Here is a 21,565-nt window from a genome sequence, read left to right on the forward strand (position 1 = left end):
GCCCTTTTTATATATCCTTTTCTAGTAAATCAATACTTGAAATCTTATTGCTATTCAACAAATCTGAATAATCTGTTCCAACGAATTTTACTCAAGAATGATTTGTTTGGATCAAGTGACATCCAGATGAATACCGCTTTACCAACAATATGATCAGCAGGAACAAAACCGAAGAATCTTGAATCTTCTGAATTGTGACGGTTGTCACCCATCATAAAGTAATAATCTTGTTTGAAAGTATAAGAAGTAACAGGCTTGCCATCGATACTTACTTTATAATTTTCGATAACAACGTTTTTATTTCCTTCATAATACTTGATAACATATTTATACTTATCGATATTCATTGAATCCAATTGGATTGTCAAACCAGCTTTTGGCACTTGAATCGGTCCAAAATTATCACGATTCCAGTTATAAAGTGCTGAACTCATTGGCGCATCTTCTTGGTGAATGATATTTGCACCAACCTCCATACGCTCACCTTTTGGAGAAATAATAGGAGAGATTTCTTTCACACCATCCAACTGCTTTAATTTAGCAATATTTGATTCGAAAGTATTCACCACATATACAAAATAACCTTTTTTCGTATCTGAAGAATCTCCTTGGTAAGGTCCTACTAGGTTATTATTCTCATGTCCCATGGCATCGATACCATTGTATATTCCCAATTCTTCAAAAGGTTTTACGTCTGTAATTTCTTTTGTTGTTTTCAGAATATAGCCATGTTGCATCTTGGCAGGATTGGTAGCAGGTTTGCCGTTGATGTACAACTGCGTATTTTTAATTTCAATTAAATCGCCAGCTGTAGCAACACAACGTTTGATATAATAGGTTTTTAAATCAACTGGAGCATCGCCATCTGGTGCATAGTTAGGCACATTAAAAACAACTGCATCACCTTTGGTTACATCAGAAAAACCAGGCAAACGATAAATAGGAAGATCTAACCAAGTTAAATAAGAAGGTAAATCTGTACCCCAAATTTTTTGGTGAGTCAATGGAACTTGCAACGGAGTTTTAGGCGTACGTACACCATAGTGGAGTTTACTCACAAACAAAAAATCTCCAACCATCAAGCTACTTTCCATAGATGAAGTCGGAATCGTATAGGCTTCGAAAAAGAAGAAACGAATTAAGGTAGCAGCCACAACTGCAAACACAACTGAATCAACCCACTCACGAAAGGCTGACTTTTTAACAGGCTTTTTTTCAGACATTTTACAAAAATCTTAAATTTCTTTGATGGTTATGTAGCTAAGCTTTTATACAATAAGTCGTCATTGTTTACCTAGAATTACATTTCCACGAATTTATTTTTCAAACATTGACAAAATAAAAGCACTAAGTAATGCAAGAGTGTATTACTTAGTGCTTTTGAATGCTTTTATTCTGCTAACAAATCGTCCATGCCAAATACGCCTTTTTTGTCAGCAATCCACTCTGCTGCAATAACTGCGCCTAATGCAAAACCTTCACGACCATGTGCTTGGTGCAAAATTTCGATTTGGTCAATATCAGAAATATACTTAACAATATGCGTTCCTGGAACTCTACCTTCACGAGCCGACCAAATAGCCACTTCGTTGTCAGCAGGAATTTCGTTATTAATCCATTTTTCTTTGCCAGCAAGATTTTCAATTAAACCTTCAGCAATAGTAATCGCAGTTCCACTTGGAGAATCTTTCTTTTCGGTGTGATGAATCTCGGTTGTGCTTACGCTATATTGTTTTTGAGGGTTCATCAATTTTGCCAACATTTTATTCAATTTGAAAAAGATGTTAACACCAATAGAATAATTTGATGACCAGAAAAATGCACTTCCTTTTTCTAGTGTTAAAGCCTCTAATTCAGGTTTCTTTTCCAACCAACCTGTTGTACCAGATACTACAGGAATGCCTTTTTCGATACAAGTTTTTACATTTTCGTATGCAGAAAGAGGATGGCTAAATTCAATGACTGCATCTACATCAGCAGCTGTAAGAGCATCAAATTCGCTACGGTTATTTACGTCGATTCGTGCTACTATGTTATGACCTCGGCTCAGAGCAATCTTCTCTATTACTTTACCCATTTTGCCATAGCCGAGAAGAACAATATTCATGTTAATTGAGACTATTTATGTGAAAATTTTAATTCTATTTGTTATTTCAACGCTAATGTGATTTTTGCTCCAAACGCAGGACTATTCATAAAAGGCGTCGTCACGGCTGGTTGTATTTTCATTGAAATATCGTCAGTCAAATCAAATGTTTTTAAATGCGCCGTTACGTTGGCATCAATGATATTGGCTGCCCAAATGACAAGTACAAACAAGATTGCAGTATCTCTATATCGGTGATAATATTGGGTTCCAGTTTTTAGTTGTGCTGCCGTCATCTCACGAGTAACACCATTATAAGTAATGGACGTCCCCGTTAGATTATTCTCTGTTACATATCTTGATTTATTCAAGAACAGTTGATAGTATTCATTGTTATGAATAATAAAATAGACATTCACCCCAAAACCTGCTGCTAAAATCGGTAACTTCCAATACTGTCGATTATAGATTTGTCCCCATCCTGGCACCATCGCTGAACGAATAGTGGCAATCCTTGGAATAATCTTATATTGCTTTTTCCCTGAATCTAATGACTTAGCTACTTTTGTCAAGTCATCTTTTGGAATTTGAATGGTATCTGCTTTTAAGATTTGTGCTGATGAACAATAGCTCAACAACATACCAATTATACTCAAAAGCCATACTTTTTGTATGTGTTTCATGCGTATTCTAGTCAAAATTTCTTGCAAAGTTCATGTAAAATAACTTCGTTTTCAATGCCTTAACAAGATTTAACAAAACTATTGTTGGAAAATCGACCAGATTTAAGCTTTGATTGAGAGCAAAATTTTGTCTAATTCTTCTTGTGAAGTAAACGGAATCTTGATTTCTCCTTTGCCTTTATCATCTGCTTTTACGGTTACTTTTGAACCAAAATAAGCCTGAAGTCTAAATTGAAGGCTTCTTATCTCTTGTTTTACTCCGCCTTTTTTATCAACACCTTCTGCCATTAATTTGGCGTTTGAAAGCTCTCTTACAGCCTCTTCTACTTTACGAACAGACCATTCTTCGGCGATTGTTTTATTGAAAATCGAAAGTTGGTGCTCACGATTGTCTATGTTGATAATAGCACGAGCGTGTCCCATTGAAATTTTGTTATCACGCAATGCCACCTGAATCACATCAGGAAGTTTCAAGAGACGAATGTAATTATTGACAGTCGTACGGTTTTTGCCTACTCTATCTCCAAGCTCTTCTTGCTTAAGACTACATTCGGTAATCAAACGCTGATAACTCAAGGCAATTTCGATAGCATTCAAGTTTTCACGCTGAATGTTTTCAATTAATGCCATTTCCAGCATTTGTTGGTCGTCAGCCGTACGCACATAGGCAGGAATCATGCGTAACCCTGCACGCTTCGATGCTTGCAAACGGCGTTCACCCGAAATAAGTTGGTATTTATTCGGGGCAATTTGACGCACCGTAATAGGCTGAATAATCCCTTGTACACGGATTGAGTCGGCTAATTCGTTGAGCGCCTCCTCATCAAAATGAGTACGCGGTTGATACGGGTTAGTTTCGATAGCATCTACCGAAATTTCGTTCATCGAGCTAATTTGCTCTAAACGTTGAGGACGCTCGATGGGTGTAGGATTACTAGGTCTGGTATTATTTACACCATTAACTGAATCTGAGTCCTGTAACAAAGCTCCTAAGCCTCTGCCAAGTCCAACACGTTTTTTTGCAGGTAATTCCATTTTACTCATGGTATAAAAGTTAATAAGTACAAATGTATATTGGCGCTAATTTGTGATAAGAATATCTTACAATGTGATTATTCCAATAAACAGATAAATTGTTTTTCTCGAAAAAGAAGTTGTTGTGTCCAACATTTTCTCCACCACTCTACTCCTGATTTACATAGCCATTTTTCGCGAGAATTTCTCTGGCAAGGTTCAGATAACTAATAGCTCCTTTACTTTCTGAGTCGTGAGCAATAGCTGGTACACCAAAACTAGGAGATTCTGACAAACGGATATTACGAGGAATAATGGTGTTGAATACCATGCTTTGGAAGTGTGAAGTAACTTCTGCAACCACTTGATTTGATAGGCGAACACGCAAATCGTACATGGTCAACAAGATACCTTCGATGGTCAATGCCGTGTTGAGTCTAGATTGAATAATCTTAACGGTATTCAACAATTTACCTAAACCTTCGAGGGCAAAATATTCACATTGCACAGGGATAATTACTGAATCTGCTGCTGTGAGAGCATTAATTGTAATCAAACCTAGTGAAGGCGAACAGTCAACAATCACGAAATCGTACTCGTGCAATACCGTTTGAAGGCATTCTTTCATACGCTGTTCGCGGTCACGAAGATTAATCATTTCAATTTCGGCACCTACCAAGTCGATATGTGACGGAATCAAATGTAAGTAAGGCAAATCCGTCTCGATGATAATATCTTGTACCTGTACCCCATCTACCATGCACTCATAAATCGAGTTTTGGATTTCTTTAGGATTATAGCCCAAACCCGATGTAGAGTTTGCTTGAGGATCAGCGTCGACAATAAGCGTCCTAAATTCTAGTGCGGCAAGACTTGCTGCTAGGTTGATAGTGGTAGTAGTTTTACCAACTCCTCCTTTTTGGTTGGCAATCGCAATTACTTTCCCCATTTGATTTTTTGAGTTACTTGTTTCAGTTACTGATTATTAGTTATACAGCCGATGGTAATTTGATTTACAGAACTACGAATCCTGAATAACCAATAAGGAATAACTCAATCTACCTTCAAATATCTCTCTTTCGAAGGAGATTTACAAAGAGTGTTCCACAAATGTTTCACGAATATAAAAAATCTTTCCAAAACTTTCCTACTAAACCAAGATAATTGAAATCAAATTTGCGCTTTTACCAAAAAAATTAGTCACCAGCACTACTCTGCCTATAAAAACCATATTAATTATTTGATTAATACCTTTTTATGAGATCCTATATTTCTGGATTTTTCGAAGAATCTTGCTTAAAATTTGGTCTCGGAGTTATCAAAAAGTTGGTATTCCGCTGATATAGGTTTAACTTAGAATGTTTTTTTCAATAAAAACAGCGATTTTAGACTATATTACAGGTATTTCACCAAAAGTTTTTCTTCTATCTCGATGAATGTTATTTTACTTACAAGTTACAAATAATAAGTCGATTAATGGGAGGTAAATAGGGGTATTGACCCTAAGATTTAACATTGGGTTAAATTATAAAACAGGAAGGATATCAGTCTAAAACAAAAACATTATATTCACTTAACAAAAACAAACTATTTACAGCCTACAAAGTAGCAACCACGAATCCTAAAACTACTTTGACAGGCACAAAGCTTTAAAAATATATGACTTCAAATCATTCTAACGAAGCCCTAACAGAGGAAAAGAAAGGTACGTTTCCAAAAGCGATTCCTTATATCTTGGGTAACGAAGCAGCCGAGCGATTTAGCTTTTATGGTATGCGTTCTATCCTATCCACTTTCTTAGTTGCACAGTTCTTCAACCCTAGCGGAAACCCTGTACTTCAAAAAGTTGCCGAAGCAAAATCCAACGAAATGGTTCACATGTTTGTGGCTTTGGCGTATTTTATGCCCATGATTGGTGGCTTGGTGGCTGACTGGTTTTTCGGAAAATACAAAGTGATTTTTTATGTATCTGTTTTGTATTGTTTTGGACACTTAACTTTAGCATTGTTCGAAAACAATTTAGATATGTTCTCATTAGGTTTACTTATTATTGCTTGTGGTGCAGGAGGTATTAAGTCCTGTGTGTCGGCCAACGTGGGTGACCAATTTGACAAGAGTAATGAGCATTTAATGACAAAAGCATATAGTTGGTTTTATTTCGCCATCAACGCAGGTTCTGTAGTATCTAACATCTTCATTCCTGTTATTTATGCTTCTATTGGCGCTGCTTGGGCATTTGGAGTTCCAGGTATTTTGATGGCGATTGCGACGGTAGTGTTCTTTTTAGGAAGAAACAAATATGTGCATGTTCCTCCATCTGGAATCAATCGTAACAATTTTGTATTTATTACCTACTATGCGTTAACACATTTAGGTGCAAGAAAAGAGGGCGAAAGTTGGTTGGACGTATCCAAAGCTGAATATGACCACGAAAAAGTAGAAGGCGTAAAAGCTGTTTATCGTGTCTTAGCAGTATTTGCCTTTATTCCTATCTTCTGGGCATTGTGGGACCAAAACTTAGCAGAATGGGTACTACAAGCTAAAAAATTAGACCTAAACACAGGCTTAGGTTATACATTCCTACCAGAACAAGTACAGGTATTGAACCCCTTATTCTTGGTTAGTTTTATTCCTGTATTCACTTACGTAGTGTATCCTTTCTTCGAAAAATTAGGTATCAAAACAACTCCACTACGTCGTTTGGGCGCTGGTTTCCTCTTAACAGCAGTTTCATTTGTCATTATTTCATTAATTCAGACAAGTATTGATGCAGGTGGTCAGCCATCGGTATGGTGGCAGATTTTGGCATACTTGGTATTAGCTTGGGGCGAGATTTTGGTATCTATTACAGGTTTGGAATATGCTTATACCAACTCTCCTAAATCAATGAAAAGTACCATGACTGCGATTTGGTATTCTGCGGTATCTATTGGTAACTTGGGCGTTGCTTTGGTAAACGGCAATATCGCTAAAGGTGGTTTCTTAGCTCAATTAGATGGTGCTTCTTACTTCTGGTTCTTTACAGGATTGATGTTCGCTAGTACTGTAATTTTTATGCTGGTAGCAGGTAGACTTAAAGAAACCAAATACGTGGGATAGGTTCGATTGCGGATTTTGGATGTTTGATTGCGGATTTACATTCAATTGAGTGTTTATTTTTATCTCCATTCCACACTCGTAGAGACGTAATACTTTACGTCTAAAGCCAAAATAATAGTAGCAAAAAGGCGGTCGAAAAACAATTTTCGACCGCCTTTTTGCTTGATGAATAGTCAATAATTACTTGACATTTTAGAACTTTTTTTCGAATAGGGTGCGACTTAAGTCGCACCCCATTCGGAATTTACCATATCTTTCAAAATTCCGAAATCTACAATCAGCATTCCCAAATCTAATGTGTTTGTGTCGCTAAAAACTGCATTTTGTGCAATTGGGCATACCAACCGTCTTTTTCCAATAAACTTTCGTGGGTTCCCTCCTCCTTAATTTCACCTTTATCTAATACTAAAATTTTATTGGCATTTTGAATGGTTGACAAACGGTGTGCAATTACGATGGCAGTGCGACCTTTCATCAATTTTGCAATCGCATTTTGAATCATTTCTTCTGTTTCGGTATCTACTGAAGAAGTCGCCTCATCTAACACAATCACTTTAGGATCGTGTACAAGCGCACGCACAAAGGAAATCAATTGGCGTTGACCTACAGAAAGCGTTGCACCACGTTCCATCACATTGTAATCATAGCCATCAGGGAGTCTTTCGATAAAATCATGGGCTCCAACTAATTTAGCAGCTTCAATGATTTTTTCTCTGGTAATAGACTTATCTCCAAGCGTGATATTATTTTCAATTGTATTCGAAAACAAGAAAACATCTTGCAACACCACACCTATTTTGCTTCTTAAACTTTGCAATTCGTATTCATGCAAATCACGACCATCAATGAAAATTTTCCCTTTATTGATTTCGTAAAAACGACTCAAAAGGTTAATCGTTGATGATTTTCCTGCACCCGTAGCGCCAACCAAAGCGATGGTTTCCCCTTGTTTAACTTCAAAAGAAATATCTTTCAATACATATTCCTCGTCGTTATAAGCAAACCAAACATTTTCAAACTTGACATTACCTTTCAAATCATTGGCACTGTACGAACCATTGTTGGCAACATATTCATCCGAATCCAATAATTTCAAAATACGCTCAGTCGATACTATACCCATTTGTAAAGTATTAAAACGATCAGCCAAGAAACGAATCGGACGGAAAAACAAGTTCATAAACATGATAAACGCCGTAAGTGTACCCAAGGTAATATCATGGTTGAGAATTTGTTTTGACCCAAACCAAACTATCAGCCCAGTCCCAGCCGCCAAAATAACATCGGCTACAGGGAAATACACCGAATATGCCCAAATTGAGCGAATATTGGCATCTCTATGTGTTTGATTTATGGCAACAAACTTTTTATACTCTAGCTCTTCAGCACTAAATGCCTGTACGATATTCATCCCTGTGATATGTTCCTGCACAAAGGAGTTCAGATTAGATACCGCAATACGTACCTCATTGAATGATTTCTTGATATATTCTTTAAAAATATAGGTCGAAACCACCATGAAAGGCACTGTCATTAAACAAATAAGTGTCAAGCGCCAGTCTGTATAAAACATAACTCCTGTAATCAGTACTAATTGTAAAATATCGCCAGCGATGGATGCCAACCCTTCCGAGAAAACATCGTTGAGTGTTTCTATATCCGAAACGGTACGAGTCACCAAGCGACCAATTGGGGTATCGTCAAAAAACTTGAGTCTTAAATGAAGGATTTTTTCATACAATGCCACACGAATGTCTCGAATCACAGTTTGTCCTAACCAGCCCGCCATATAAGATGTCACAAATTGCAAGAAACCTTGCAACAGTAATACCCCAAGCATAGCCAATAGCATCAAAGATAATCCGTTGTAATCGCCACGAGCGATTTCGTTATCAATCGTATGACGAATCAATAAGGGATTGAGTGGTACCACACAGGCCATTACCATAATCAAAACCACCAAAGACCAAAAACGTACCTTATAGGGTTGTAAAAATCCGTAAATGCGTCGTAATATCTCAAAATCAAAAATTTGCCCGCTTTTTTCTTCTTTTCTCAATGTTCAGAAAAATTAAAATTATAGTCTATTGTCGATTATAGAAAGCTCAAAGTCCTCTCAAACTTTTACTATCTTTGACAAAGTTATTAATAAACCTTATCCTTTAAAAACAACAGCGACAAAGCGCAATTAGTTTAGATTGGAGAAAAAACTAATGTGAGAGGCATCAGGCAAAAAGGCAAGGAGGCAAGAGTTTTTTTAAATTAAAAATAAAAGAGGGATTTGCATTATTCTTTTTGAACTATTGCCTAGTGCCTATCCCTCTCAACTCAAAAAAATGAACCTACAACACATTACCGAACAGGTGGCTTTATTGACTCGCAAAACAGCTTTGTTTGTGAAAGAAGCTGCTTCTGAATTTTCGAGAGATAGTATCGAATACAAAGGACTCAACGATTTGGTTTCGTATGTTGATAAAGAAACTGAAATTCGTTTGGTAGAAGGACTCAGACAGATTTTACCAGAAGCTGGTTTTATTGCCGAAGAAGGCACCGCCGAACGCACTGAAGACCAAGAATATGCTTGGATAGTTGACCCTGTAGATGGTACCACGAATTATATGCACGGTTTGCCCGTTTTTGCGATTTCGATTGCGCTTATGCACCATGACAAAATTGTAAGTGGTGTTGTAATGGAAATCAATCGTGAAGAATGTTTTACTGCTTGGTTGGGTGGTGGCGCTTATTTAGATGGAAAACCTATCAAAGTATCCTCAGCCAATCAATTGAAAGATAGCCTTTTAGCAACGGGGTTTCCATATTATGATTTCAAACAAACAGACCAATATTTGGCTATTTTGAAAGAACTGATGCAAAAATCACATGGTTTGCGTCGTATGGGTTCGGCAGCTGTTGATTTGGTTTATACAGCCTGTGGACGCTTTGAAGGCTTTTTTGAATACAACCTCAAACCTTGGGATGTGGCAGCAGGAACACTCATTGTACAAGAAGCAGGAGGAATCGTCAGTGATTTTAAAGGTGGTGACGATTTTATCTTTGGTCGTGAACTAATTGCCGCTTGTGGTGCGTTTTATGAATTGAAAGAGGTGATTCAAAAACACTGGAAATAGGTAAGTGATTTGAAGATATGTGGATTTGAAGATTTGAAAATAGAGATAAGCTAATAATTTTCAAACTACCCTTTTTTCGAACTCAAAACACGTCAATCTTAACTCGTCACACAATGGAGAATATCATTATAGCACTTATTTTTCTTGCTGCTATCGCCTATTTAGTGCGATTGGTTTGGAACAATTTTAACCCCAAAAACACAGCAGGTTGTAGCAAAGGATGTGGTTCTTGCGCTGCATTTGATGCAGATAAAATCATGGCTCAGATGGAAAATAATAAAAGTATTTAATATATATCAATCGGTGGTTAGGTAAAGATATTACCTAACCACCGATATTCTTAGACTAATTTTATATTTTCTAGAAATAGTTATAACTCGTTATTGAAAACCAAACAAACACCTTCGTAATCATCTATATATCAATAAGATATATACTCGCTCCTCAATTTTCATTTCAACTTCCTTCTCCGATATTTTAATTTTTAAAAATAAACTACCATCTTTGAATAAAGGAGTTTTGTCGAAAATCAAAACAAACCTTCAATTACTTAATAAACAATCAAAATGGCACAAGCAAAATCGGGCGATAAAGTTAGCGTCCATTACACAGGCAAATTAACAGATGGTACTATTTTCGACAGTTCAGCAGGTCGTGAGCCTTTAGTATTTGAACTAGGTACTGGTATGGTGATTGCTGGTTTCGATAATGGTATTACTGGTATGACTATCGGAGACAAAAAAACTGTTCATATTCCAGTAGATGAGGCGTACGGTCCAGTAAATCCTGAGTACATGGCGATGTTCCCTCGCAACGAAATTCCTGCTGATATTCCTTACGAAGTAGGTATGCAGTTGAATATGCACCAAGATGGTACCGGTCAAGTAATGCCAGTGGTAGTAACAGAAGTTACAGATACACACATCACATTGGATGCAAACCACCCATTAGCTGGAAAAGATTTGATTTTTGACATTGAATTGGTGGCTATTGGCTAATCATTTCATTCAGATAGACTATCAAATAATGATGAATTGTGAGTGATGAATTGTGAATGTAAAACTTTGAAAACTAAGTTAGTGGGCAAAATAAGCTTATATAATTACGCTTTAACTTACCTTCATAATTCATCACTACAGCTTAGGTTAGTGGGCAAAATTAAAATGATTTCACCCGCTTTTAGTTCTAGGCTTTAGGCTAAAAGCCAAAAAGTATTTCTCACGAAATAAGTAAACCTTTTTTGCCTAATGCCTACGGCTTATACCCTAAAGCCTATTAATGAAATTTTATATTACATTAATACTTTTTACATTTTAGCCAATTGCTTCAAAGCCTCTACAAAAGCATCCAAATCTTTGGTAGTAATGTATAAATGAGGCGTCACTCTTACCCCAAAAACTCCTGCGTAACCGATAGCTACGGTAAAAATTTTATATTCTTCCATTAGTTTTTTAGCCAAGTCCGCAGGGTTCATTCCTTTGATTCCTACATTGGCAATTCCACAGGCTCTATGTGACTCCTCCGGCGTATTAACCATAATATTAGGAATATCCCTAACCTTCGAAGTCCAATATTCTTGTAGATATCGTAGTCTCGCCTCTTTTCTAGTAATCCCTATCATATTATGAAATTCGATAGCATCTACAATCGCCAAGTCTGTAGCCACAGGATGCGTACCCGTATGATTGAGTTTTCTAATATCCTCGTCGTTATAACCCATATCGCCAATCATTTGCCAAACGGGTTTTATTTTATCTTTTCTAACATACAAAATACCCGCCCCTAGAGGGTTTCCCAGCCATTTGTGCAAACTACTTCCATAGTAATCTACGCCTCCCAAATCGCCTATTTTAAAGTTCAAATGAGCAAAAGCATGAGCGCCATCCACCATTACCTCCACTCCATGTCGATGTGCCATTTCAGTGATTTTTTTAATGGGTAAAATTTGCCCAGTAATATTGATCAAATGACAAACCATAAATAAGCGAGTTTTGGGCGTAATTGCTTTTTCGTAAACCTCCACAATTTCCTCGTCTGATTTGGGATGTAAGGGCACTGAAATTACCTTATTTGTCAAGCCATGGCGTTTGGCTTGGAGCTTAAACATATCTAACATAGCGCCGTAATCATGTTCTGCCATGAGTGCTTCATCGCCTGTTTTCCAATCAAAACCTGCAATAATGGTATCGAGCGATTCTGTGGTATTTCTGGTAATTATTAACTCTTCGTGCGAACAACCCAACAACTCAGCTAGTTTTTTTCGAGAAATCATTTTATCATCAAACTGACGAGTTCGCATATAATATGAGGATACTTTATTGACAGCCTGAATATGTGCCAAATATTTTTGCATCACTGGTTTGGAAGCCATGGAATAATAGCCATTTTCCAAATGAATAAAGTCTTTAGGCACATCATAAGCTTCTCGAATTTTTATCCAAAACTGTTCATCTTCTGCCAATTTTTCCGCAGGAATATGCTTATGAAGTTGTATTAAATCTGATAAATTAGTTTGCGATAAAACGGCGACACCTGTAAGGTTTTTAAGAAACTGACGTTTGGAGAGATAAGATTTCATACGTTTGTTGAAAATTAATTGAATTATGTAAGACGTTAATGGTATATAAGTTAGCGGATTATACGATTAACTAATAACATCTTTTACTTTCTTTCTAAAAAAGATAAGTAAAGAAAACGAAATGAGTATAAGTAATGAGGAGATTTACTATATAGAAAGTGATTTATAATTAGGACTGTACGAAGGATTCCAAACTATTGCAGATTTCTGATTTCGGAAATAAAGTAAAATGACTTTATTTTTAACAAAATATATAACCTTGCACTTCCGAAATCCAACATCCGAAATCCGAAATAAATGGTTTTGATAATCCTTCTCACTACTAATTTATTATTGCTATTTCATTATCACATTCCCAATTTAATTAAAAACTGTATGACCTTTAAAAGTATTATTACCTCTCAGATAGCCAGTTTTTGTCTTACCACAGCACTGATATCCTCCTATTCAAGCATCAGTATTTCCCAAAATATTCCACAGGCTGTAGGACCCGTTCCTACCGAAAACCAGCTCAAATGGCAGGAAATGGAATATTATGCTTTCGTACACTTTTCGACCAATACTTATACCAATCAAGAATGGGGATTTGGTGACGATGATCCAAAGATTTTTAATCCCACACAATTAGATTGCCGTCAGTGGGCTAGAGTATGTAAAGAAGCAGGTATGAAAGGCATTATCATCACGGCAAAACACCATTCTGGATTTTGTTTGTGGCCTTCTAAATACACAGAATATTCAGTAAAAAATTCTCCTTGGAAAAATGGAAAAGGTGATATTGTAGGCGATTTGGCAAAAGCTTGTAAAGAATATGGCTTAAAAATGGGCATCTACCTTTCGCCTTGGGATAGAAACTTTGCTGACTATGGTAAGCCAGAATACATTACATATTTCAGAAATCAATTACGAGAATTAATGACCCAATACGGAGATATTTTCGAAATTTGGTTTGATGGTGCTAATGGCGGCGATGGCTATTATGGTGGTAGCAGAGGAACTCGCAAAATTGACCGAAAAACCTATTATGATTGGTCAAATACCTATAAACTTATTCGTGATTTACAACCTAAAATCGTGATTTGGAACGACGGTGGCGACCGTGCCGACCTCCGTTGGGTGGGTACAGAAGAAGGATATGTAGGTGAAAAAAATTGGAGTTTACTCAACGCCAAAGGTGATGTGCCTGAGGATATGCTACGTCATGGCGTAGAAAACGGCGAAGTATGGGTACCAGGAGAAGTGAATACTTCGACCCGACCAGGTTGGTTTTATCATGAATACGAAGATAGTCGTGTCAAAACACTGCCCGACTTAATGAATACTTATCATCACTCCATCGGTAGAAATGGGACTTTGTTACTCAATTTTCCTATTGACAAAAGAGGTTTAATTCATGAAAATGATGAAAAAGCGGTAAAAGCCTTGGCAAAAGCTGTAAAAGATGCTTACTCTGTAAATTTGGCACTAAACAAAAAAGCAAGCGCGACGAACATTCGAGAAAATGCCTTAATGTTTAATGCCTCTAAAGCTTTGGATGGTAGCAAGAATACCTATTGGGCAACTGATGAAGGTATCACAAATGCCTCTATGACAATAGATTTGGGTAAACCAACGCTCTTCAATCGCTTTATGGCACAAGAATTTATTCGCTTGGGGCAACGAGTAAAATCTTTTAAAGTAGAAGCTCTTGTTAATGGCAATTGGAAAGAGTTAGCCCAACAAACTACCATTGGCTACAAGCGAATTCTCATTTTTCCAACAATTAAAGCCAGTAAAGTTCGCTTCACGATTTTGGATGCCAAAGCCTGTCCACTGATTTCGAACATTGGTATTTTTAATGCTCCACAAATTCTTACCGCACCAAGTATTACAAGAAACCAAGCAGGAGAAGTAAGCATCAAAGCCGATGACCCAGAATCACTTGTGTATTATACACTCGACGGAAGTATTCCAACCACGAAATCAGCAAAATATACTGGAACTATTCAAACCAATGGCAAAACAACAGTAAAAGCCATAGCAGTGGAAGCCAGTACTAAAAAGAGTTCGGAGACAGCTGAGGAAAAGTTTGATATTGTAAAAAAGGACTGGAAAATTGTTGGTATCGCAGATGAAAAAGCGTATAAAGTAATCGATGGGAATTCTCATACAGCTTGGTATCAAGCTAAAACACAAGCACTACCAGCCGATTTGATTATTGATTTAGGAAAAGAAGTTACCCTTACTGGATTTAAATATTTACCGTGGCAAAGTACAGATGGGGTCATTGCAAAATATCAATTTTCTGTTTCTTTAGACGGTAATAATTGGACGGTTGTAAACGAAGGAGAATTTTCAAATATTAAAAATAATCCTCTTTTACAGGTGAAAACCTTTGCTCCTAGTAATGCCAAGTTTATTAGGTTTACGGCTTTAAAAAATACGAAAAACGATAACTGGGCAGGCTATGCCGAATTAGATGTGATAACGAAGTAGACATCTCTAATTGAGTGATTGAGTGGTTTAGTGAATGAGTGATTATTTTAAGATACATTAAATAATCACTCATTCTCTAAATCACAAATCACTAAATTACTTATAAATCTCTCAACATTTTTTCAAGTGCATCTAAGTCTTTTATATATACTTCACGAGCTTTGGATCCTTCAAACGGACCTACAACACCCGCTTTTTCAAGTTGATCGATGATACGTCCCGCACGATTATAACCCAATTTTAAACGACGTTGAATAAGTGAAGTAGAACCTTGTTGGTGGGTAACTATCAACCTTGCTGCTTCTTCGAAATATTCATCTTTATCTTTAGAGTCAAAATCACCTTTTTCGTTTCCACCACCAGAATCACCCTCAAATTCAGGTAATAAATATGCTGAATCGTAGCCACTTTGCTCGCCAATATATTCACAAACATCTTCTACCTCTGGCGTATCCACAAAAGCACACTGTAAACGAATAATATCAGAACCCGTCGAAAGTAGCATATCTCCCATTCCGACTAATTGTTCGGCTCCACCTGTATCCAAAATAGTTCTTGAGTCAATTTTAGATGTCACTTTAAACGACAAACGAGCTGGGAAGTTAGCCTTGATTGTACCCGTAATAACGTTTACCGATGGACGCTGTGTGGCAATAACCAAGTGTATTCCGATAGCACGAGCCAACTGCGCCAAACGAGCAATAGGTTGTTCCACTTCCTTACCTGCTGTCATCATCAAGTCGGCAAGCTCATCGACTACCAACACGATATAAGGCATAAAATAGTGTCCTTTATCTGGATTTAATCGGCGATTGACAAACTTGGCGTTATATTCTTTAAGGTTACGGCAACCTGCATCTTTCAACAGATTGTAACGATTATCCATCTCGATACACAAGGAATTGAGAGTATTTACCACCTTTTTGGTATCAGTAATAATCGCCTCGGCTGCATTTGGAAGCATGGCCAAGAAATGACGTTCAATTTTGTTGAAAAGCGTTAATTCCACCTTTTTAGGATCCACCAACACAAACTTTAGTTGCGAAGGATGCTTTTTATACAACAAAGACGTCAGAATCATGTTCAATCCTACCGACTTACCCTGACCTGTTGCCCCTGCCATCAAAAGGTGAGGCATTTTGGCAAGGTCGGTCATAAATATGTCATTACTAATCGTTTTACCTAATACAATTGGCAAATCAGCGGTTGATTTTTGGAATTTTTCTGAGCCAATCACCATTTTTACAGGTACCATTTCCCTGTTTTTATTTGGCACCTCGATACCAATCGTACCCTTTCCTGGAATAGGCGCAATAATACGAATTCCTAAGGCTGCCAGTGCTAAGGAAATATCATCCTCAAGGTTTTTGATTTTCGAAATTCGAACCCCAGCATCAGGAATAATTTCATAAAGCGTTACTGTTGGTCCAATTGTAGCCTTAATATCGGCAATCCCAATTCCATAATGTCCAAGAGTATCAACAATCTTATTCGAATTAGCCTTCAATTCTTCTTGCGAAACCTGTGCTTTCCCCATGTCATAATCTTTCAACAAAGAAACGGATGGGAACTGATAATTAGGTAAATCTAGCGTAGGGTCGTATAAACCAAATCGTTTTACTAACTCATCACTAGCTTCGTCTTTTGATGTTTCTGTAACAGGAATATCCTCCTCGATTTCGTCGATTGTCTCAGGTAAATCTCCTTCCAAGGTATTTTCTATGGTCAACGAGACTTCTTTTCTAGCAGTACTCGCAGGGCTAATTGTTTGAGCTGGTGTATTGGCTTTTGCCTCTACAATTGGTGGCAAATATGGTCTGATACTCTCTTCATCAGCATTATCTTCTCTTGTCAGCAAATCATCATCCTCAAACTCTGGCTCTGGTACTCTTAAAGTATTCTTTGTATTTTTAGCTGTATTTTCAAGATCATCCCTTACCCTGCGAATATTTTTGGCTTGGCTAATATCATCTGCATTTTGCTCTTCGTTGGTCTCTGTTTCGGGTTCGGCAGGAGCTAATAACCTTTCCATAAATTCCACTAAAACCTCAGTTCCGTAGAAAAACGAGATAAAGAGTATGAGCAGAAATAATATTACAAAAATCGTAAAAGGTCCCATGAGACTATCCATATATTCGTTGAGATAGTAGCCCATTCCTCCACACAAATCGCTCCAGTTGTCGGCAATATGAAATGTGTAAACCCAAAAGCCTAGGAAGGTACTTCCCCACAAAATACCAAAAATAGAAAGTTTGGTAAACCTTTCTAAATTAACAAGGCTTCGTTTTAGTCCGATTTGTACTCCCGTAAAAAATGTCATTGGCACTAACCAAAAAGCCGAAACTCCAAAGTAGCGAAGTACTAAAAGGTCAGCTAATTTTGCACCAAATACCCCAAAAAAGTTTTTGGTTTTCTTACCTGTTTCTGCCAAACTCGACAAAGAGTTATGTATCTCACTTTGATCTGCTTTACCTGTAAAAAGGTGCGAAAAAAATGAGAAAAACATAAATACGGAAAACAACACCAAAACACCACCAATCAGTAAACGGGCACGTTCAACACCTGAGCCACCAAAATCTAATTTGAATGGGCTTGGTGAAGCTGAACGAGCTTTTTCCTTAGGTCGGTTTTGCTCAGGATCTTTGGGAATATTTCTAGCCATAACATTTTAAATATTTCGAAGGGTATTCACTCTTCGAAAGGATGATTTGTGACTTAACAAAATCTCAAATCGGATTAGAGTAAGGAAACTACCATGAGTGCAGAGTTAAGAGTGATGAGTTTTGAGTTGAATTTTAGTAACAACTTGCCTCAAAATCAAATTAGTTCTACACAATTCTTTAAGGAAACAAAACAGTTCTTTTACAGATCGGAAGAGAAGAAATCAGTCATACTTTACACTAACGCCTTATGCCTCATTGCCTGAACCCTTTACTTACTTCTTCGCTAAATAACGATTAATTCTACTTACTAGCCCTGGACCTTCGTAAATAAAACCTGTATATACTTGAACCAAATCAGCACCAGCGTTTAGTTTTTCTTCAGCATCTTCAGGAGAATGAATACCTCCCACACCAATGATAGGGAACGCTTTTCCTGATTTTTGTGATAAATAACGAATCACTTCTGTTGAGCGTTTGGTTACGGGTTTTCCACTCAACCCTCCCATTTCTTTGACTAATTCCTCAGAAGATTGTAAGCCCTCTCTCGAAATAGTAGTATTGGTGGCAATCACTCCCGCAATTTTAGTTTCTTGTACAATTTCAATAATATCGTCCAATTGTGATTCGGTCAAATCTGGTGCAATTTTCAACAAAATTGGCTTTTGTTTCGGACGACGTTCATTATCTTTTTGCAAAGTTTGTAATAAATCCTTCAAGGGTTCTTTCTCTTGCAAAGCTCTCAAATTTGGCGTATTGGGCGAGCTTACATTTACCACAAAATAATCAACCACATCAAAGAGTTCATTGAAGCAAATCATATAATCATTCACCGCTTCCTCGTTTGGTGTTACTTTATTTTTACCAATATTTCCACCAATCAATACGTTGCTATTACGCTTTTTCAAACGAGCTGCTGCCTCCTTTACGCCATCGTTATTAAAACCCATTCGGTTAATTAACGCTTCATCAGCTTTCAAACGAAACAAACGAGGTTTGTCGTTGCCAGGCTGAGGCTTGGGAGTAAGGGTACCTATTTCTACAAAGCCAAAACCCATCGCAGAAAGCTCGTCTACAAGCACTGCATTTTTATCCAAACCTGCTGCCAAGCCAACTGGATTTTTGAATTTGAGTCCAAAAACTGTCTTTTCCAAAGCAGGGTTTTCATACTGATAGATGGCTTTGAAAATGGTTGGAAAAAAAGGGATTTTGAATAATGCCTTTATTAAATCAAAAGTAAAATAGTGAGCCTTCTCAGCATCAAAACGGAATAAGAGTGGCTGTAAAAAAAGTTTATACATTGTATTGTCAGAATCTGCGCCCGTATCTGTAGGATTGGAGGACTTTTTAAGATTTATTACAATGACAAAATTACAAAAAGGGCAAACAAAAACCTCACAGCTTTTGGATTTAGCTATGAGGTTTTGAAATTGTTTTGGTCAAATAGAAAAGTTTTTCCTCATTCATCGATTCAAATTTGAATGAGTTGGTAAATTTCTCTATTTTATTTCTTTGCAGGCTTTTTGAAAATAGCTTCATCCACACTTGGATTCAACTTAATTGAATCTACTTCCATAGTCATTTGACCTCCACCCATCGGCGATGGAATTTCGGTTGTATATGGGAAAATCAAGCCATCTACTGCCTTAAAATTTGAGAAAGACAATTCTATATCTGTATTTTTTGCATTAATCACTCTGTTCGCAGTCGTTTTTACAATGTAATATGTCGATGGCGAAACAAATACGTTTGTTACATCTCCATTTTTTTCTGTCAATTTCAAACGATAAGCCTCAACGTTATCTACTTTTTCTTTACCAACTAATTCTAGTGTAGCTCCTTTTTCAACGTAATCGATGAGTGCTCCTCCAAAGTTCATTTGACCTTTGGTTTGTTTGGTTACTGCATTTGGCAATTCCTGAGGTTCGCCTGTACCACCCATCATCGTAGGGAGGATTGTCCAACCTTGATCGCCATCTAATGCTGTAATAATTTTTTGCCCCATCACTGATGCTTCAGTACGAAGTCCTTTTCCAACTAAAATGATAGATTTGGACTCGACTTCCATGCCACCAATCGACATACGATTCTGAATTTCGATACTTTTAATTGCTTTCCATTTTTCTACTCCACCTATAGCTTCGATATGCTTTTTTGCAATTTCTTCGGCTGTTTGAGCCATTGATGACACCGTAGTTGCAACAACAACTAGTGCAGAGACCAAAAATTTTGAAACCTTCATTTTTTGTTTAGTTTTAGTTAATAAGGTAATAAGTATTAGTGCTGAATTATGAGTTGTGAATTGTGAATGTATTTTTTAATTATCAACATTTTACATTCATAATAAGATTTAACAATTGGGCTTTCGGCAAAAATGTATTCATGATTTATTCAAAATACTATTTAACCTTTTGGCTTACCTCAATCAAATCTTTGAGCTCCAATTTACGCTTGAAAGCTACTTTAATTATCTCTACTTATCAAACGGAATTGGGACAGAACGTATTATTCGCTGACAGATGGTTGTACTTTCTTTTTGGGAAAAGATAAATACGCAATCACAAGTCCTAGAGCGGCTAACACAGAACCCGAAAAAAACGCTGCTCCAGGAAAATAGATAGGAGCCTCGGGTGAAGAGAAATAGCTAAATAAATTAGAGGCAATAATAGGACCTAATATTGAGGTCATACTAAATATACTTGTGATTCCACCTTGTAACTCACCTTGCTCATCAGCCCCAACCTGTTGTGTCATGACCGACTGTATGGCAGGTCCTGCGATACCGCCCATGGCAAAGGGCATCATAATGACGTACATCATCCAGCCTTTCCAAGCTAGAGAATACAAAAAGAAACCTGTTGACCAAAAAGCTAAACCGACCAAGATGGACTTCTTTTCACCAAGTTTTGGTATAATTTTTCTACTCAAAAACCCTTGTACAATAGCCACTGCTACACCTGCAAAACCTAATGACAAACCTATCTCGGTTTTGGTCCAGTGAAATACCAATTTGGTATAATACGCCCATGTACTAGGATTGGTTTGTCCAGCCAATTGAATGCAGAATAACGCAATAGACAAGCCAAACAATAGAGGATACTTGGTCATGTTCGACAAAGTTCCAATCGGATTGGAACGACGCCAGTCAAAGGGGCGACGATTTTCTTTGGGTAAAGATTCTGGCAAAATAAAATACCCATAAAGCCAGTTGATTGCGGTTAGACCTGCCGAAGCAAAAAATGGTAATTTGATGTGAATTTCACCCAAAACACCTCCAATGACAGGACCAATAATAAAACCGAGACCAAATGCAGCACCGACCATTCCAAAATTTTTTGCACGATCTTCTGGTTTGGTAATATCAGCAATATACGCACTTGCAGTGGTGAAGCTCGCTCCTGTAACGCCTGCAATCAAACGACCGACAAATAACCAAGTAATATTGGGTGCAAAAGCCAACAAAAGATAGTCGACAGAAAAGCCCAGTAAGGATGCCAGAATAATAGGACGACGACCATATTGGTCGCTCAAACCGCCTATAACAGGCGATAACAAAAATTGCATAACCGCATAAGATGCCATTAGCATTGAACCATAAATAGCAGCATTGGAGGTTCCCCCTCCTACAAACTCCTCAATTAAGTCTGGTAAAATCGGGATAATAATGCCTATACCAAGAACATCAATGAGCATTGTGATAAAAATAAAAATAATTGCAGGGTTGCGTTTGTCCGACATAACGACGAAGTGTTTAGCGATTGTTTAAGGTTTTTCAGGACATCAACTTTTTATCAGACAATACATCACTATGATAGCATGAATTACCGCATCACTCAGCATGA

The 21,565-nt window shown here is 37.3% G+C and carries 16 protein-coding genes; 5 read left to right on the top strand and 11 right to left on the bottom strand.

Translation table 11 applies throughout. The features are described 5' to 3' along the window. Positions 1-50: 50 nt before the first annotated feature. The 5 genes from lepB to GVN22_RS00810 form a co-directional block, all read right to left on the bottom strand. Positions 51-1,223, bottom strand: coding sequence for a signal peptidase I (gene lepB / locus GVN22_RS00790; protein WP_166549164.1), 1,173 nt, complete (start codon positions 1,221-1,223; stop codon positions 51-53). Positions 1,224-1,390: 167 nt separating this feature from the next. Next, on the bottom strand, positions 1,391-2,107 hold the full coding sequence (dapB, locus tag GVN22_RS00795; protein ID WP_166549165.1) for a 4-hydroxy-tetrahydrodipicolinate reductase: 717 nt from the start codon (positions 2,105-2,107) through the stop codon (positions 1,391-1,393). 41 nt (positions 2,108-2,148) lie between these two features. Further along, positions 2,149-2,769, bottom strand: coding sequence for a DUF5683 domain-containing protein (locus GVN22_RS00800; protein WP_166549166.1), 621 nt, complete (start codon positions 2,767-2,769; stop codon positions 2,149-2,151). Between the two features lie 102 nt (positions 2,770-2,871). Further along, positions 2,872-3,804 (bottom strand): ParB/RepB/Spo0J family partition protein, encoded by a 933-nt coding sequence (locus tag GVN22_RS00805; RefSeq protein ID WP_370520386.1) that lies wholly within the window; start codon positions 3,802-3,804, stop codon positions 2,872-2,874. A gap of 148 nt (positions 3,805-3,952) precedes the next feature. After that, complete coding sequence (locus tag GVN22_RS00810) at positions 3,953-4,732, bottom strand: ParA family protein (RefSeq protein WP_095162408.1); 780 nt, start codon at positions 4,730-4,732, stop codon at positions 3,953-3,955. Between the two features lie 710 nt (positions 4,733-5,442). Here GVN22_RS00810 and GVN22_RS00815 point away from each other — a divergent pair. Then, on the top strand, positions 5,443-6,882 hold the full coding sequence (locus tag GVN22_RS00815) for a POT family MFS transporter (RefSeq protein ID WP_166549168.1): 1,440 nt from the start codon (positions 5,443-5,445) through the stop codon (positions 6,880-6,882). Positions 6,883-7,174: 292 nt separating this feature from the next. On the opposite strand, the gene GVN22_RS00820 is transcribed toward GVN22_RS00815, so the two are convergent. Further along, positions 7,175-8,941 (bottom strand): ABC transporter ATP-binding protein, encoded by a 1,767-nt coding sequence (locus GVN22_RS00820; protein WP_166549169.1) that lies wholly within the window; start codon positions 8,939-8,941, stop codon positions 7,175-7,177. A 277-nt stretch (positions 8,942-9,218) separates the two neighbouring features. On the opposite strand from GVN22_RS00820, the gene GVN22_RS00825 reads away from it, so the two are divergent. The 3 genes from GVN22_RS00825 (at position 9,219) to GVN22_RS00835 (ending at position 11,008) form a co-directional block, all read left to right on the top strand. Beyond that, positions 9,219-10,010, top strand: a complete 792-nt coding sequence (locus tag GVN22_RS00825; protein WP_166549170.1) for an inositol monophosphatase family protein — start codon at positions 9,219-9,221, stop codon at positions 10,008-10,010. A gap of 113 nt (positions 10,011-10,123) precedes the next feature. After that, a complete protein-coding gene (locus GVN22_RS00830) occupies positions 10,124-10,300 on the top strand; it encodes a FeoB-associated Cys-rich membrane protein (protein WP_166549171.1) in 177 nt (58 codons plus the stop codon). 276 nt (positions 10,301-10,576) lie between these two features. Continuing rightward, on the top strand, positions 10,577-11,008 hold the full coding sequence (locus GVN22_RS00835) for a peptidylprolyl isomerase (RefSeq protein WP_166549172.1): 432 nt from the start codon (positions 10,577-10,579) through the stop codon (positions 11,006-11,008). A gap of 308 nt (positions 11,009-11,316) precedes the next feature. Here GVN22_RS00835 and GVN22_RS00840 read toward each other — a convergent pair whose 3' ends face one another. Continuing rightward, a complete protein-coding gene (locus tag GVN22_RS00840; RefSeq protein WP_166549173.1) occupies positions 11,317-12,588 on the bottom strand; it encodes an aminotransferase class V-fold PLP-dependent enzyme in 1,272 nt (423 codons plus the stop codon). Between the two features lie 375 nt (positions 12,589-12,963). On the opposite strand from GVN22_RS00840, the gene GVN22_RS00845 reads away from it, so the two are divergent. Continuing rightward, positions 12,964-15,063 (top strand): alpha-L-fucosidase, encoded by a 2,100-nt coding sequence (locus GVN22_RS00845; RefSeq protein ID WP_205690738.1) that lies wholly within the window; start codon positions 12,964-12,966, stop codon positions 15,061-15,063. Between the two features lie 100 nt (positions 15,064-15,163). Here GVN22_RS00845 and GVN22_RS00850 read toward each other — a convergent pair whose 3' ends face one another. From GVN22_RS00850 to GVN22_RS00865, 4 genes are all read right to left on the bottom strand, one after another. Continuing rightward, positions 15,164-17,725: a DNA translocase FtsK gene (locus GVN22_RS00850; protein ID WP_166549174.1), complete on the bottom strand. Its 2,562-nt coding sequence runs from the start codon at positions 17,723-17,725 to the stop codon at positions 15,164-15,166. A 273-nt stretch (positions 17,726-17,998) separates the two neighbouring features. Beyond that, on the bottom strand, positions 17,999-19,024 hold the full coding sequence (locus GVN22_RS00855) for a quinone-dependent dihydroorotate dehydrogenase (RefSeq protein WP_166549175.1): 1,026 nt from the start codon (positions 19,022-19,024) through the stop codon (positions 17,999-18,001). A gap of 203 nt (positions 19,025-19,227) precedes the next feature. Then, positions 19,228-19,965 carry a DUF4292 domain-containing protein gene (locus tag GVN22_RS00860; RefSeq protein ID WP_166549176.1) on the bottom strand — a complete coding sequence of 246 codons (738 nt, stop codon included), beginning with the start codon at positions 19,963-19,965 and terminating at the stop codon, positions 19,228-19,230. Between the two features lie 263 nt (positions 19,966-20,228). Further along, on the bottom strand, positions 20,229-21,461 hold the full coding sequence (locus tag GVN22_RS00865) for a TCR/Tet family MFS transporter (RefSeq protein WP_166549177.1): 1,233 nt from the start codon (positions 21,459-21,461) through the stop codon (positions 20,229-20,231). Between the last annotated feature and the right edge of the window lie 104 nt (positions 21,462-21,565).

Source organism: Cellulophaga sp. BC115SP, assembly GCF_009905545.1.
Taxonomy (GTDB): Bacteria; Bacteroidota; Bacteroidia; order Cytophagales; family Spirosomataceae; genus Flectobacillus; species Flectobacillus rivi.

Coding starts and splice junctions, on each gene's coding strand:
- lepB (WP_166549164.1), bottom strand. CDS start 1,223: ATGTCTGAAAAAAAGCCTGTTAAAAAGTCAGCCTTTCGTGAGTGGGTT.
- GVN22_RS00810 (WP_095162408.1), bottom strand. CDS start 4,732: ATGGGGAAAGTAATTGCGATTGCCAACCAAAAAGGAGGAGTTGGTAAA.
- GVN22_RS00860 (WP_166549176.1), bottom strand. CDS start 19,965: ATGAAGGTTTCAAAATTTTTGGTCTCTGCACTAGTTGTTGTTGCAACT.
- GVN22_RS00865 (WP_166549177.1), bottom strand. CDS start 21,461: ATGTCGGACAAACGCAACCCTGCAATTATTTTTATTTTTATCACAATG.
- GVN22_RS00830 (WP_166549171.1), top strand. CDS start 10,124: ATGGAGAATATCATTATAGCACTTATTTTTCTTGCTGCTATCGCCTAT.
- GVN22_RS00850 (WP_166549174.1), bottom strand. CDS start 17,725: ATGGCTAGAAATATTCCCAAAGATCCTGAGCAAAACCGACCTAAGGAA.
- dapB (WP_166549165.1), bottom strand. CDS start 2,107: ATGAATATTGTTCTTCTCGGCTATGGCAAAATGGGTAAAGTAATAGAG.
- GVN22_RS00840 (WP_166549173.1), bottom strand. CDS start 12,588: ATGAAATCTTATCTCTCCAAACGTCAGTTTCTTAAAAACCTTACAGGT.
- GVN22_RS00800 (WP_166549166.1), bottom strand. CDS start 2,769: ATGAAACACATACAAAAAGTATGGCTTTTGAGTATAATTGGTATGTTG.
- GVN22_RS00825 (WP_166549170.1), top strand. CDS start 9,219: ATGAACCTACAACACATTACCGAACAGGTGGCTTTATTGACTCGCAAA.
- GVN22_RS00845 (WP_205690738.1), top strand. CDS start 12,964: ATGACCTTTAAAAGTATTATTACCTCTCAGATAGCCAGTTTTTGTCTT.
- GVN22_RS00855 (WP_166549175.1), bottom strand. CDS start 19,024: ATGTATAAACTTTTTTTACAGCCACTCTTATTCCGTTTTGATGCTGAG.
- GVN22_RS00835 (WP_166549172.1), top strand. CDS start 10,577: ATGGCACAAGCAAAATCGGGCGATAAAGTTAGCGTCCATTACACAGGC.
- GVN22_RS00815 (WP_166549168.1), top strand. CDS start 5,443: ATGACTTCAAATCATTCTAACGAAGCCCTAACAGAGGAAAAGAAAGGT.
- GVN22_RS00805 (WP_370520386.1), bottom strand. CDS start 3,804: ATGGAATTACCTGCAAAAAAACGTGTTGGACTTGGCAGAGGCTTAGGA.